Annotated in this window: 13 protein-coding genes; 5 read left to right on the top strand and 8 right to left on the bottom strand. The window is 53.2% G+C overall.

The genetic code is table 11. The features are described 5' to 3' along the window. Positions 1-136: 136 nt before the first annotated feature. Positions 137-349, bottom strand: coding sequence for an RNA chaperone/antiterminator CspA (cspA, locus tag HMPREF1144_RS02355; protein ID WP_004849644.1), 213 nt, complete (start codon positions 347-349; stop codon positions 137-139). Between the two features lie 665 nt (positions 350-1,014). Here cspA and HMPREF1144_RS02350 point away from each other — a divergent pair. Then, entirely contained in the window at positions 1,015-1,236 is a 222-nt protein-coding gene (locus tag HMPREF1144_RS02350; protein WP_004849645.1) for a cold shock domain-containing protein, read from the top strand. A 650-nt stretch (positions 1,237-1,886) separates the two neighbouring features. Here HMPREF1144_RS02350 and HMPREF1144_RS02345 read toward each other — a convergent pair. Together HMPREF1144_RS02345 and HMPREF1144_RS02335 are read right to left on the bottom strand one after the other, a co-directional pair. Then, positions 1,887-5,006, bottom strand: a complete 3,120-nt coding sequence (locus HMPREF1144_RS02345; RefSeq protein ID WP_009651743.1) for a multidrug efflux RND transporter permease subunit — start codon at positions 5,004-5,006, stop codon at positions 1,887-1,889. A gap of 316 nt (positions 5,007-5,322) precedes the next feature. Continuing rightward, positions 5,323-5,709: a hypothetical protein gene (locus tag HMPREF1144_RS02335; RefSeq protein WP_009651744.1), complete on the bottom strand. Its 387-nt coding sequence runs from the start codon at positions 5,707-5,709 to the stop codon at positions 5,323-5,325. Positions 5,710-6,067: 358 nt separating this feature from the next. Between HMPREF1144_RS02335 and HMPREF1144_RS02330 the strand changes: the two genes are divergently transcribed. Together HMPREF1144_RS02330 and HMPREF1144_RS02325 are read left to right on the top strand one after the other, a co-directional pair. Further along, positions 6,068-6,772 (top strand): response regulator, encoded by a 705-nt coding sequence (locus HMPREF1144_RS02330; RefSeq protein WP_004849651.1) that lies wholly within the window; start codon positions 6,068-6,070, stop codon positions 6,770-6,772. Further along, the gene (locus tag HMPREF1144_RS02325) at positions 6,769-7,839 is read left to right on the top strand and encodes an ATP-binding protein (protein WP_004849652.1); all 1,071 of its coding nucleotides are present in this window, start codon (positions 6,769-6,771) and stop codon (positions 7,837-7,839) included. The genes HMPREF1144_RS02330 and HMPREF1144_RS02325 overlap by 4 nt, the downstream gene beginning before the upstream one ends. Positions 7,840-7,873: 34 nt before the next feature. On the opposite strand, the gene HMPREF1144_RS02320 is transcribed toward HMPREF1144_RS02325, so the two are convergent. Continuing rightward, positions 7,874-8,761 (bottom strand): ATP-grasp fold amidoligase family protein, encoded by an 888-nt coding sequence (locus HMPREF1144_RS02320; protein WP_009651742.1) that lies wholly within the window; start codon positions 8,759-8,761, stop codon positions 7,874-7,876. Between the two features lie 249 nt (positions 8,762-9,010). Between HMPREF1144_RS02320 and HMPREF1144_RS02315 the strand changes: the two genes are divergently transcribed. Both HMPREF1144_RS02315 and HMPREF1144_RS02310 read left to right on the top strand, forming a co-directional pair. Further along, entirely contained in the window at positions 9,011-9,388 is a 378-nt protein-coding gene (locus HMPREF1144_RS02315; protein ID WP_004849656.1) for a RidA family protein, read from the top strand. A gap of 192 nt (positions 9,389-9,580) precedes the next feature. After that, a complete protein-coding gene (locus tag HMPREF1144_RS02310; protein ID WP_009651740.1) occupies positions 9,581-10,609 on the top strand; it encodes an LLM class flavin-dependent oxidoreductase in 1,029 nt (342 codons plus the stop codon). A 42-nt stretch (positions 10,610-10,651) separates the two neighbouring features. Here the strand turns inward: HMPREF1144_RS02310 and HMPREF1144_RS02305 are convergent, their stop codons facing one another. The 4 genes from HMPREF1144_RS02305 to HMPREF1144_RS02290 form a co-directional block, all read right to left on the bottom strand. After that, positions 10,652-10,987: a gamma-glutamylcyclotransferase family protein gene (locus tag HMPREF1144_RS02305; RefSeq protein WP_004849659.1), complete on the bottom strand. Its 336-nt coding sequence runs from the start codon at positions 10,985-10,987 to the stop codon at positions 10,652-10,654. A gap of 107 nt (positions 10,988-11,094) precedes the next feature. After that, positions 11,095-11,853 (bottom strand): thiol:disulfide interchange protein DsbG, encoded by a 759-nt coding sequence (dsbG, locus tag HMPREF1144_RS02300; protein ID WP_009651746.1) that lies wholly within the window; start codon positions 11,851-11,853, stop codon positions 11,095-11,097. 44 nt (positions 11,854-11,897) lie between these two features. After that, the gene (locus HMPREF1144_RS02295; RefSeq protein WP_009651741.1) at positions 11,898-12,620 is read right to left on the bottom strand and encodes a DsbA family protein; all 723 of its coding nucleotides are present in this window, start codon (positions 12,618-12,620) and stop codon (positions 11,898-11,900) included. Positions 12,621-12,626: 6 nt separating this feature from the next. Beyond that, positions 12,627-14,225, bottom strand: a 1,599-nt coding sequence (locus HMPREF1144_RS02290) for a protein-disulfide reductase DsbD family protein (RefSeq protein WP_009651747.1), incomplete at its 5' end; no start/stop codon positions are given.

Genomic DNA, 14,225 nt, shown 5'->3' with positions numbered 1-14,225 from the left:
CCAGCCTTGTTTTTTTATTACCCGGCGGCTCGCGATATAACGAAAAAACCCCGACATGATGTCAGGGTTTTTTAACTGGCGCGATTCCATCATCGGTAGCGAAGCTGAAATCTACCGCCAGCGAATAAAGCGCAGCTTAGATGGCGAAGACGTTACCGGCAGAAGGGCCTTTCTGGCCATCTTCAATGGTGAATTCGACTTTCTGGCCTTCGTTCAGGGTTTTAAAACCGCCGCCCTGGATAGCGGAAAAATGTACAAACACATCTTTGCTACCGTTGTCCGGGGTGATGAAACCAAAACCTTTCGACTCATTAAACCATTTTACTAAACCAGTCATTTTATTAGACATTGATAATACCTCAACATATCTGAGCCTTACGGCGAAAAGGTTTCGCACAGAATCTAATTAATAACGATAAGGAGACTCAAAAGGAAGAATTATCAACGGATAACACTTGAGATGAGGACTGCTTTACTGAACCGCTTTATTATGTCTGTGTACTTAACCGACCAATCATTAGTCACATACTTCACCGCGGATAGCAAGACTTATTTCAATTGATATTGCCGGGGCGGAGAGTGATACGGGAAGAGGGGGAATGATTCACCAGCGCCTTGTTGATGGCGTAATGATAATAAATTTAAGTATTTCATTGGGTTAACTCGATTTTTGGTTACGGTAACGTGGATGAATCTGCAGAGAATGGTTTTTTTATTTTTCCGAACAGGCTCACCCGGCGGTGAAGCCATATCACCCGTCGCAGCGCGATAAATTTAAGACCGCTTCTCATTATTTATCCCCATCGGGGTATCTGGACGGCTAAAATTTCAGTTGCTTATTAATGGTATTCATGCCTTAATGAAATTATTAATCCGAAAAAACGCATGCACTTAAAAATTTTACCGGCCCGTTCTCATTACCAGGCGCTATCGCTGATACCCCCTTTCTTTTGAGTCCATACGTTTAATCCGACACGTTTTCTGTCAATTACCTGATGCGCAACTGGAGTCAGTATGTCCTCAAGAATTAAAGGTCTGGTCAAGTGGTATAATGAGTCGAAGGGATTTGGTTTCATTTCACCTCTCGATGGCGGTAAAGATATCTCGGTCCATTGCTCGGCGCTGCGTGGTGATAATTTTAATACCCTGTTTGAAGGCCAGAAAGTTGAATATGCCATCCTCCATAGAGATGACAAAGGCCCTGCCGCCACTCATGTCATACTGTGCGATAAATAACGATTTATAGCGTTACGCCCGCGATAGCGAAAGCCGTGCTGGCGATATCACAACGGCCTGTCCCAGGATTATTCCTCCCTTATTCCATGTCCTGTCCCTGAGCGCAACGACAGTCGCGTTGCGTACGGTTTTTCTTATCCGGCTATGCGGCAGAAATGCGTTCAACGGATTCTGGAAGCGCGTACAATTCATCGGCTTTCAGGCACTATTTAAATCCGATGACAGGGGATGGTGATGATCAGACGCTTTTTAGTATGTTTCTTCATGCTGTGCGCATGCTCAGCCTATGCCGCTAACGGCGGGAATGGCGGCGACGGGGGGAATGGGAATAACTCGGATGGGGGGAATGGCTCTGATGGCAGCGCGACCGCGTCTGGACGCGATGGGTGCCCGGGCGGAACGCAGCCTGACTCGTCCGGAAAATTTTATCTCCCGGGCACAAAAGAGCCGTGCAATCCGGGCAGGCAGGATGCAATGAAAAGCGTGCGCCATTAGCCAGCCGCTTTTTAGCGGCCGGCTAATAGATAATGGATAACGACCAGGTCGCCGAACGAGTGAGGCAAGCGAGTCTAAAGCGCGGCGACATCCTTTCCCTTAACGCAGCGTAAAACTGGTCTTGTCGTTTCAGCAGTGCTCGTACCCACCTCGTGCTATTTAATATGGCGCGGGGTGTTTTCCCCTTTCCGTCGTTGTTTAATGCACCGCGTAATCATGACGAAAAAGACGGGGACAAAGAAGATAGCCAGCACCGTTGCGCTTATCATGCCCCCGAAGACGCCCGTTCCCAGGGCATGCTGGGTCGTGTCGCTCGCCCCGCTGGCCAGCATCAGCGGTACGACGCCTAATGTAAATGCCAGCGAGGTCATGAGTATTGGGCGTAAGCGCTGCGTTGAGGCGAGTAATGTTGCATCCATCACGTTCATTCCCTGGCTCATCAGTTGTCTGGCAAATTCCACAATCAGAATCGCATTTTTAGCGGAAAGTCCAATCAGGGTTATCAGGCCCACTTTAAAAAAGACATCGTTGGTCATATTCGCCACCGTCACGGCCGCAACCGCGCCGAGCAGGCCGAGAGGAACCACAAGCATTACCGCGAAGGGAATCGACCAGCTTTCATAGAGTGCGGCCAGCACCATAAATACGACCAGCACCGAGAGTATTATCAGCCCCGGCAGCTGTGACGCGGACTGCTTTTCCTGTAACGAACTCCCCGCCCATTCTCCGGCGAAACCCGTCGGCAACTGGTCCGCCAGCTTCTCCATCGCCATTATCGCGCTACCCGTGGACTCGCCCGCGGCGGCGCTTCCGCTAATACGGATGGCCGGATATCCCTGATAGCGATTGAGCTGCTGCGGGGCAACGTTCCAGGAGAGCGTCACAAACGTCGCCAAAGGAAGCATCTGTCCCGAGCGGTTCTTCACCGACAGCGTCAATAACTGCTCTGGTTGCATGCGGTAGGGCGCATCCGCCTGAATGATTACCTGTTGAACCCGGCCATTATTGGTATAGTCATTGACGTAACTGGAGCCCGTTGCGACGGAAATCGTTTGGTTAATCTCATCAAAGGATACGCCCATCGCTTCCGCTTTTTCCCTGTCGACGTTAAGCGTCAGGCTGCTCCCTTCAGGGAGCCCATCAATATAGACATCGTTCAACAGGTGACTCTGGTTCGCACGCTTTACCAGCTCATCCGCTGCCTTTTTAAGGGCCGGATAGCCCTTGCCGCCACGGTCCTGCAAATACCAGGTAAACCCGGATGAGGTCCCCATGTCTGAGATAGCCGGAGGGAGCAGGCTCATCGTGACGGCATCGGGAACACTTTCCATACTGCTTTGAATATACTCTGCTTCACCCTGGGCGGTCGCGCCCTCGCGATTTTTCCAGTCCTTCAAGGTTGTGAAAGCCATGGCAGAGTTCTGCCCTGAGCCTGAAAACCCAAATCCCAGGATCATGATGTTGCTTTCAACGGCCTGCCGCGCGGCAATTTCATCTTCAAATCGTTGTACCACCTTAAGCGTACGCTGCATCGTGGCGTCGGAAGGGAGCTGAATCGACGACATAAAGTAACCCTGATCTTCATCCGGTAAAAATGACGAAGGTAATGAGGATAGACCGGCATACAGCGCGAGACAGAGCGCGGTATACAGCAGCATCATGCGTCCGGTCCGTTTCAGAACAAACCCGAGCCCGGAGGCGTAAAATGAGGCAAGGCGATGAAAACGGGCGTTAAACCACGCGGAAAACCTACCACCTTTGCTCCGGTCAGGCTGATGCGGCCGAAGTAACGTAGCGCAAAGGGCAGGGGTGAGCGTCAGCGCCAGGAATGCCGATAATAAAATGGATACCGCCATAGAAATACAGAATTGCCGGTAAATAATCCCTACCGACCCGTCGGCAAAACCCATGGGAATAAATACCGCAGTCAGCACAAGCGTAATACCCATAATGGCCGGGGTGATTTCACTCATCGCTTCCCGCGTGGCCTGCTTCGGGGAGAGCCCCTTTTCTTCCATGAGGCGCTCAACGTTCTCGACAACAACAATAGCGTCATCAACAATGATGCCGATTGCCAGCACCATGCCGAACATGGTCAGGATATTGATGGAATAGCCGCTAAGCAGCATCACCGTTAAGGTGCCCAGTAGCGCCACCGGGGCTACGATTGCTGGGATAAACGTGCAGCGGATTTTGTGCAGAAACAGCAGCATAACGAGAAACACCAGCACCATTGCTTCGGCAAAGGTTTCCACCACCTTCAAAATAGAAAGCTTCACAAAGGGGGCGGTATCAAACGGAACCGTGAACGCCATTGCTTCAGGAAGCACGCCTGAAAGCTCCGCGAGCCGCGCGCGGACCCCCGATGCTGTGCCGATCGCGTTTGCGCCGGGAGAGAGCTGAATAGCGGCAGCCGTGGCGGGAACGCCGTTTTCCCGTATGCCAAACGCATAGCTTTGTAACCCGGACTCCACGCGCGCAATATCAGCCAACTTTAGCCGTGCGCCAGTCACCTCAGATTTTAAGGTAATGTTGCGAAACGCCTCAACGGATGAGAGCTGACCTTTAACGGTTATCGGATAAGTGACGGCCTGCTGCGGCGTCGTTGGTTCATCTCCCGTTCTGCCGGGAGAAACAATCACGTTTTGCTGGCCGACAGCGGTCACGACGTCCGTGACGGAAAGCCCGTAACCATGGAGCTTTATAGGATCCAGCCAGATACGCAGCGCTTTTTCCCCGCCGAAGAGCTGGACTTTGCCAACGCCAGGGACGCGGCGCAGCTCATCGATCACATTGCGGGCAAAATAGTCGCTTAAATCAGCTTCCTGATACTCTCCCGTTGGGGATTTTAACCCCACCATCATCAGAAAGCCGGAGTTTGCCGCCTCAACCGTTATGCCATTTTGCCTTACCGCCTGCGGTAAACGCGGCTCGACGATTTTAATCTGGTTTTGCAGATCCATCTGCGCGAGCTTAACGTCCGTTCCCGGCCTGAAGGTTACCGTAATGGAAGCCATGCCGGTGGTATCACTGGAGGATTCAAAATAAAGCAAATTATCCACGCCAGAAATCTCGCGCTCGATAAGTGAAACAACAGACGTATTCATCACATCCGGGCTGGCCCCCGGATAGCTGAGCGAAATAATAATGCCCGGCGGTGCGACGGCAGGATATTGTGCAACCGGCAGGCGTGGAATGGACAATATTCCCGTCAGCACGATAAACAGCGCGACCACCCAGGCGAAAATAGGACGTTCAATAAAAAAGTGCGGCATCAGATAGACATCCAGTCAACAAACAAAAAGGTCAATAAATTCAGGATGACCGCTCGGTTTCCCGGGGCCTATCCTCCGGTAAACTCGTGCGATAGCGTCATCCGGGCGGCAACGTTCGAGCAATTGTCTCCTGGCGAATGGCATATATCGCCATCCGGCCAGAACGAGGTCGAGGAGGAAGTGGCTAAGTCTAAATGCGCGATGTTGACCGCCGATGGCCGATTTATGGAGGGAGTGTGTATGCATATTCCCGGTTAATTTTATGAACGCGGCTGCCGACCTGGCTAAAGAGGGCTATCTTTCTCATGGCGTAAAATCAAATCATCCGCATCAATAAATACACCGGAGAACCGCAGAAAACGATCAGCAAAAAGCACTCATAATAAAAGACAATATCATATATGCCGGGTACGGTGTTCAAAAGTATATTAAATACTATAATGCTATAGATGAATATTAATACCAGCCAGAAGACGATAATCGCTAACTCTCTTAACGCGCCCGGTTTCTTTTGTAATATAAACGCCAGGACTGCGGAGGTGATACTGGCATGGACCAATGGCGATGACAGCGTCGTGGACGCTACCTTTTCATCAATGGTATGCACCAGGTATAACCATAAATAAAGTAACGCCCATGCTGTCAGGGAAAATATAAAGGCAGCGAGAACTTTTTCACGACGAATATTGCTTAAGCTTTCCATAATTTTTCTCTGACAGGGGCCCACATCAGTTGCCTGGCGAGCTGAATTCTCAGGCGTGCGTATCACACTCACGCTTTCACTTTTCTTCCTCGATTAAAGATTATCGCAGCGGTATGTTGATTGTTTATTTCGTGATTGTGTAGCCAGTATGGAGGCGTCTTCCGCGTGTTTTATATCGGCAGGAAAAAGTGCGGCGTGTGCAACTTTTTAACTCCTGGCTTGTCACATTGCTTTTAACAGGAAAAATATCCATCCGCGGCAGGTGCCTGAGATTAGGTTGTGGAGCGTTTAAAAAATGTACGGCGTAAAATCTTTTTAAGATAAAATAAAATCTATTATCGGTAATGTGGAAACTAAAATGAACAAAAGCAATCTGATAATTATCGCCGAGGATGACGATGAAATTGCCGCTATTCTGACAGGCTATTTACATCGGGCGGGAATGAAAACCTGTCGGGCGGAGGACGGCGAGCAGGCGATCAATCTTACCCGTCTGCATAAACCGGACCTCGTGTTACTGGATATCCATCTACCCGTTTATGATGGCTGGAACGTGCTGATGACCTTACGCAAAGAGACTAACGTGCCGGTTATCATGGTGACCGCGCTTGACCAGGATGTCGATAAACTGATGGGACTGAGGCTCGGCGCAGATGACTACGTGATAAAACCGTTTAATCCCTCCGAGGTGATCGCCAGAGTGGAAGCGGTACTCCGCAGAACCCGGCCGAATGCCGAAGTCGCCAATTCAAGGCCATTAAGACTGCCCTTTCTGACAATTTATCCCGATGAATTTTACGTGGAAATTACCGTCGAGAATAAGATTGTCAACCCGGTGTTGACCACCACCGAATTTAAGCTTTTGACCTACCTGGCGCGCAGTCCGCGAAAGGTGTGCTCACGTGAAGAGTTACTGGATGCCTGCCTGCCCGAGGGGGATTCACTTGATCGAACCGTTGATAGCCATATGAGTAAGCTGCGGAAAAAGCTTGAACACGCGGGGCTCAAAGGCATCCCGGAGAGCATCAGAGGAGTGGGCTATCGGTTAGGTGAGAAAAAATGAACAAAGAAACGATTCTGAGCCGTCAGATATTGACCTATATGCTGTCGTTAACCTTCATTATTATCGCTATCGCCGTGGTGGGCTCTTATCTATTTTATAGCTTCTTGATTGACTACCTGCCGGGAGGCGCCGTCTCCGGGAACGAAGATGATATGACCTTACTGGACTGGATGTGGATCATGATAGCTTCAGTCACCAGTCTGGTGGTATCGCTGTTTTTTACCGTTAAACTCTCTGCCAGAATATTGACGCCGCTAAATGCCGTCGCCCAGAGCCTGAAACAAATTTCGCAGGGCAATCTTGGCGCGCGAGCGTCCGGCACCAGCTCTCAGCTGGGCGAGATTAATAATCTTGTTAATGATTTCAATGAAATGGCGGAAAAACTGCAGACCCTCGACGTTCAGAGGAACCTGTGGAACGCGGCCATCGCTCACGAACTCAGAACCCCCGTCACTATTCTGCGCGGAAGGCTTCAGGGGCTGGTAGAAGGGGTATTTGAGCCAGAGCCCGCGCTATTCAGAAACCTGCTGAGACAAACGGAAGGCCTGACTAATTTAATTGAGGACCTGCGGGTCGTGAGTTCCTCCGGCGGCGCCGGCTATACGCTGACGCTCAGTGAGGTCGATCTCGAAGCGACGATTACCAGCGCGCTTGACACTTTTTTACCGGAGTTTCGCAGCAGGCAGTTCACCCTTATCACTGAACTCAAGCAGCAGTTGTGCGTTTGCGATCCTTTGCGTATGACGCAGTGCCTGACGGTGCTGTTCGATAATGCGTTAAAATATTCCACCTCCCGAACTTTGCTGGTAAAGAATGGAACCTCTGGCAAAGAAAATTATATTCTGGTTCAGGATCGTGGTCCCGGAATCCCTGAAGAACTCCAGCGGCTGTTATTTGAACCTTTTCAGCGCGGAGAATATGCCAGACATATTAATCCTCAAGGCTGCGGATTGGGATTATCGGTCGTCAAAGCGATTATGCTCGCTCACGGCGGTAGTGTGAGCTATCAGTTATCCCGAGAAAATCACTCGATTTTTAAATTATCATGGCCCGTCAACCTGCCGTGAAAAACAGGCTCAATTGAGCCTGTTTCTGGAGACATCAGTGCCACATGTCTCCGAGCTTAGCATCCCATATCGCCGGTGTGATATTAAGTTTACCTCGCTTCGGACTTAATGTTATTTCACTGAAATAAATTTCATTTTCTTTTAGCATCAGGTCGATACGACAGTAGTCAATCTCTTTTGCCAATTCCTGCGCGGCAGTGACGGCGCGATGAAAGGATTCGGGTTCAGGTACCGGCCCCGGCGTGTTTGGATATTCCATCTGAAAAGGCTGCAGCCGCCACGATCTGTCATAGACATTAATATATTCGCGCCCCTGTTTATCGGTGAAATCAGCCTCCACAAAGCAGGCTACCCCATGAAAACAGTGTATTCTTAACATTTCAGGCGTAACGTTTTTATCTCGGTCAGAAAATAAGTCGATAAACATCTCACAGAGAATAACCGGGGTAATATGCTTATATTGCCATTCTCGGGTTGTGTAATACATATTCTTTTTGAGCGCCAGCTTGAGTCGGTTTAAGGTATTGGCCGGATTAAAGTTGTCTCTGTCGGTGCATATAACGGTGCTGCCGCAGTCATGATTGCACTTCAACACGAATTTTGCCGGGAGTTTGCTAAAATCAATATCCTCTGCGCGGTGGTAAACGCCAATTAACGGTATCACCTGCACAAGCTGGGTTCGTGTGCGGACATATTCTCTGACCGCCAGTTTGTCGGCCAGCAGAGTATAAAGGGCGTTACGATCGTAGACGAGGCGGTGGCATATCTTCTCACTCAGCGTGATGGGTTTTTTGAGATTGACAAAGGTTTGCGACGCTTTGTTGAGTTTGGCAGTATGAAAATAAAGATCCGAAGTCATCATTCCCCGGCATTTTCTGAATAAGTATTCGACGTATTTAAGAGAGTAGTTCAGCTTGTTCATGGTTCCTCCTGAGCGTAATGAACATTCTGACGAAGGAGGATTGAGTGATATTGTTCAGATTATGGAGTGGAGATGGAGCAGGCCGGCTGTGACGAGCCCTGGCGTGAAATCACAACAAGTCCGCGGCTGGCGCAAGATAAGAACGGGCTTTTAGTGAATCGGTAAAAATACCGTTGATACGGCAACGCTGGGTGGTCACAACAGCGCGTCAGAAGGGTTGTCAGTTTTAACTTAAATAAGGATATCGGTATGAGTCAGATGGTACGAAAAAATTACCCTGAACTGGGCGAGGTCAAGGCGCCCTACGTTCATTCGGTTAAGCACGGGAACACGCTCTATATTTCAGGGCTCACCGCGTTTGGCACCCGTGCGCAGCAGGCCGGTATTGGCGCACAGGCGGAGGAGATTTTTACCCAGATACGAACCGTTGCCCGCGCCGAAGGCATTGATTTTTCGTCTCTTATCAAAGTCACGATCTTTATCACTTCTTTTGATGAGATCGGCGAGCTGCGCAAAGTGCTTTACCGGAACTACGGCGATCATCTACCCGCCAGCTCGCTCGTAGAAGTCAGCCGCCTGTTTTCTGCGGATCTCAAAATTGAAATTGAGGCGATATTCGGCCTGTGAGCCCGTGTTTATTGCCCGGGCCGCGGTCTGCGCCGCCGGGCAGACTCAATCAATTTATTTGAAGCATTCGGTTAAACAAACGATATTTATTCTCACCTGGTTATGCGTAGAGTAGAGGCATAATGTGGCAGACACGTTTTTCATTATGCGCCATCTGCCGACGACTTCCCTGCAACCCAGGACACCCACGTCATGAAAAAGATTGGCTTTTTATCATTTGGTCACTGGACGCCGTCGCCGCAGTCCGGGACGCGTTCGGCCGCTGACGCGCTGCTGCAATCCATCGATCTGGCCGTTGCCGCCGAAGAGCTGGGCGCGGATGGCGCCTATTTCAGGGTGCATCATTTCGCCCGCCAGCTCAGCTCGCCGTTCCCCCTGCTGGCAGCGGTCGGGGCGAAAACCAAACGTATTGAAATCGGCACCGGCGTGATCGATATGCGCTATGAAAACCCGCTGTATATGGCCGAGGATGCGGGCGCGGCGGATTTAATCTCCGGCGGCCGTTTACAGCTGGGTATCAGCCGCGGCTCGCCGGAACAGGTGATCGACGGCTGGCGCTATTTTGGTTATGTTCCAGGCGAGGGCGAAAACGAGTCCGACATGGCGCGCCGCCACACCGAAGTGCTGCTGGACGCGCTGCGCGGAGAGGGGTTTGCGAAACCTAACCCGCAGCCCATGTTCCCCAATCCGCCGGGACTGCTGCGGCTTGAGCCATATTCTGAAGGGCTGCGCGAGAGAATCTGGTGGGGCGCCGGTTCGAATGCGACGGCAAGATGGGCGGCAACGTTGGGGATGAACCTGCAAAGTTCGACGCTGAAAGACGATGAAACCGGCGAGCCGTTCCATATCCAGCAGGCGAAGCAGATCCGCGCCTATCGCGAGGCCTGGGCTGAAGCGGGCCATACGCGCACGCCGCGGGTTTCGGTCAGCCGCAGCATTTTCGCTCTGGTGAACGATCGAGACCGGATATATTTCGGTTCGGGCCGTGACGAGAGCGATTCGATAGGTTTCCTCGACGAGAAGACCCGCGCTATTTTTGGCCGCAGCTACGCCGCAGAGCCAGATAAGCTGGTCGAACAGCTGAAGCAGGATGAGGCGATTGCCGAAGCGGATACGCTGTTGCTGACGGTACCGAACCAGCTGGGTGTGGAGTATAACGCCCACGTGATTGAGTCCATACTGAAGCACGTTGCGCCGGCAATGGGCTGGCGCGACGCATAACCCGCGCTGGGCGACGCCCCGCAGGCGCGGGGCTAAAGGGTTTTACGCTGCGACCTTTGGCTGTAGCTGATAGATCCAGGCGGTCACGCGCTGGCCGTCTTCCATGGTAACGTCAACGGCAACGCGGTCGTAGCCCTCTTCAAACGCATCCAGCATTGGCCAGTGGGCGCTAAGATTTGTGGACAGGAACAGGTAGCCGTCGACCCGAGGCCCGTTGTTGTCGAGCACGATCCCCGGAAAATCCGCCGCCGCTCCCCAGCCGCGTTCATAAAACAGACCCTGCACATAGCCGGGCTGCCACTCGCCGCCAATGTTGTCCATAATATGGGCATTGGAGTGGCCCGGACGCAGCGTGCCGTAGACAAATAAACGTTCCATTATTCCTCAATCACTCAAGCGTTGAAGGCCCGGACGGGCAGAGCAGGTCATAAAATACGAGCTCTGGCCGGGGTTGGCAAGGCGCCCCGCGGGACGCCCGCTCTTCATCAGGGCTCAGGTCCGAACATCTCCAGCAGCTGTTTCTTGTCGGGCATGCCGACCACCTGCTGGAGTTCGTTCTGTTCATTCATGTAATAGATGGCCGGCGTCGCGCTGGCGCCCAAATCATCCATCAGCTTTTGGTTATGCTGAAGAAGATTAAAGGTTTCGCGCGGCGTCACGCCGTCAAAGCGCGGCACTTTTTTGCCGCCGGAGAGTTCATACTCTTGCCAGGCGGCTACCGGATCTTTGGCATTCAGGATTGCCGTGGCGTATCGGCCGCTTTTCGGATTGAGAAAGGCAACCAGCAGGGTATTCAACTGGACCTTACCGGCTTTTACCCACGGCTGCGCCGCCGACCAGAACGTCTTGCAGTAAGGGCAGAACGGATCGGCGAAGACGATGACTTTTCTGGCCGCCGAATCCGCGCCCTCCTTCAGGGGCCGGGCATCGTTCAGCTTCTTCCACATTTCGCGGCCTAAGGGGGTATAGATCGCTTCTTTAAAATACCCCTCGCTGAGGTTTTGCCCTTTATCATCGTAAAGATACCCGGAAATGACGTGCTTTCCGTCCGGGGTTAAAAACAGGGTCACCCCCATATCCTGATACTGACCGACCCAGCCTTTTACGCCGCCGGGGGAATCTATCTCCTTGATGATTTTGATCCCTTGCTGTTCACCAAAGTTTTTAACTATCTGGGGAATCGCCCCCTCCGCAAGCGCCAGGCCCGGTATCATCCAGGCCGCCAGCAGGAAAATATATTTCATCATATCGCCTCTCAATGCAGGGGGAACGCTCCCCCTGACGTGGGTTACTGTTTTTTTAGCGCGTCGCCGATTGTGGCATCAAATTGCTCCCAGGGGATCCAGCCCGACAGCATCTCATCGCCAATTAGCGTGGCCGGCGTTCCCTGAATGCCGAGCTTTTCGGCGACAGAGAAGCTTTTCTGAATCGTCTCCAGGCTTTGCGCATCCGGCTTAGCCACGATGACGCCCGCCTTTTTTTTCGCCTGCTCAAGGCTGGCGCTGTCGTGATACCCCTTTTTTGCCATCAGGATCGCGTTAAATTTGGCGAACTGGTCAGGATGCGTGCGCCACAGGGTGAGCGCATCCCTGGCCGCGGTCATTGAGCTTTCGGAGCGCCAGGGCAGAAACTTAAAGATCACCGCAACATCCGGGTATTTTTCCACAATTTTCTCCAGATAGGGGTCAAACTTTTTACAATACGGGCAGTTATGATCGGTAAAGACCACCAGCGTCAGCTTCGGATTTTGCGCGCCGATTCGCGGTGAGTGGGGGTCGTGAAAGAGAAAATCGCCGTACTGCGACAGCACCTTCTTGAGCGATTCCTGTTCCGCCCGGGCATTCTGCCGATCGAGCTTATCGGCCGCGGCGATCAAAATTTCAGGATGGCTGAGCAGCGTCTCCTGGACCAGTGCCTGCACGCGGGCCTCCTGCGCCGGCGTGAGCGGCGACGAGGCTGACGCCGTCAACGACGCCGAGAGAAGAAGAAAAGTGAGCAGCGTATTTTTCATCGTTAATTAACCTCTGGCATGAGTGAGCGCGTTCAGGACGCTTTGTTGATCGAGCAGCGGCGGCAGCATTTCTCCTTGCGGCTCACCTGGACCGTAGACCTGATTGAAGGGAATGGCGTAACGATTTCGGCTTTGCAGGAAACGGGCGATCGGCTCAGAAGGCTTGCTCCAGTCGCCGCGCAGCGCGACGACATCCGGCTCAGTCAACGCGCTGATGATGGCGGGCTGATTTAACACCCGGTGTTCATTGACTTTGCACGTAACGCACCAGTCGGCTGAGATATCGATAAACACCCGTTTGCCATCCGCCAGCGCGCTCTGGATGGCCGCCTCGCTGAGAGGCTGCCAGCGAATTTGCTGAGCGTTAGTCTCCGGCGACGAGACGATAGCACCCTCAGCGAGCAGGCCGCGAACCTGAAAGCCGGCAAACGCCGCCAGCGCGATAATCACCAGCCAGAATGCTGGCGTCGCTCGCGGACGGGCGACTAACAAGGCGATCGGGGCCGCCACGGTGAGGGCCAGCGTCAGCATGCCGCCCGCCGTTTCGCCCAGGTGCAGGCCGAGCAGCGTTGTCAGCCAGAGGCTGGAGGCCAGCATCATGACGCCAAGCGCCATTTTCAGGGTGTTCATCCAGCGGCCGGGGCGGGGGAGCAGGGCGGCAGTTTGCGGGAACAGGGCGACGAACAGCCACGGCGCAGCCATCCCCAGCCCGAGCACCAGAAAAATCAGCCACAGCTCCTGAAGCGGCGCGGCAAGCGCGAAAGCGACGGCCGTACCCAGGAAGGGAGCCGAGCAGGGCGTTGCCAGCAGGGTGGCAAAAACGCCCTCGCAGAAGCTGCCCGCCATCCCGGCGCCGCCGGCGGTCGCCATCCGGCTCACGGCTGCCGAGGGAAGCAGCATCTCGACTACCCCGAAGAGGTTCAGCGAAAAGAGAAAGGTGACGGCAACCATTAAGCCGATAAACCAGGGATTCTGAAACTGGATCCCCCAGCCCAGCGATGCGCCGGTGAGCTTCAGTATCGTCACCATCAGCGCCAGCAGAGCAAACGAGGTCAGAATACCCGCGCTGGTGGCCAGAAAACGCAGCCTGACCATGTCCCGGTCTGAACCGGCCTGCAGCACCGCGCTGAGCTTCATGCCCATCACCGGCAATACGCACGGCATCAGGTTAAGGATTAAGCCGCCGAGCAGCGCGAGAAGCACTATTTTCCCGAGACTAACCGTTGCCGCCGGGGCGAGATCCGCGCCAGTCGTAAGGTTTATCTGCTGCGCTTTTTCACCATTTGTCAGCACCAACGACAGCGCTTTTCCTGCCAGCGTGGCGGGGATTTCTCCCCATTCGTCGGTGACCGGTACCGTCACCTTGAGGTGGCTGCCCTCGGCGCGAATGTCCGGATCGCCGGCCACAATTCCCCCGTCCATAGGGTCAAAATAGATCCCGGGGTTTTTCCATTCGCCGGTCGCGGTGGCGGTGATGACCAGCTGGCTCCCGACCCGATGCGCGGCGAGATCGTTGGTTATGCCGGTATCTGCCGGGATAGTGCGCATGGCCCGGGCAAAGGCGTCCCGGAAATCGCCGTCCGCGGGCTGATTGAAATCGAGACG

This window comes from Klebsiella sp. OBRC7, from assembly GCF_000293135.1.
In the GTDB taxonomy this organism is placed as follows: domain Bacteria; phylum Pseudomonadota; class Gammaproteobacteria; order Enterobacterales; family Enterobacteriaceae; genus Klebsiella; species Klebsiella michiganensis.
This window is presented reverse-complemented; position numbering and strand designations above follow the sequence as displayed.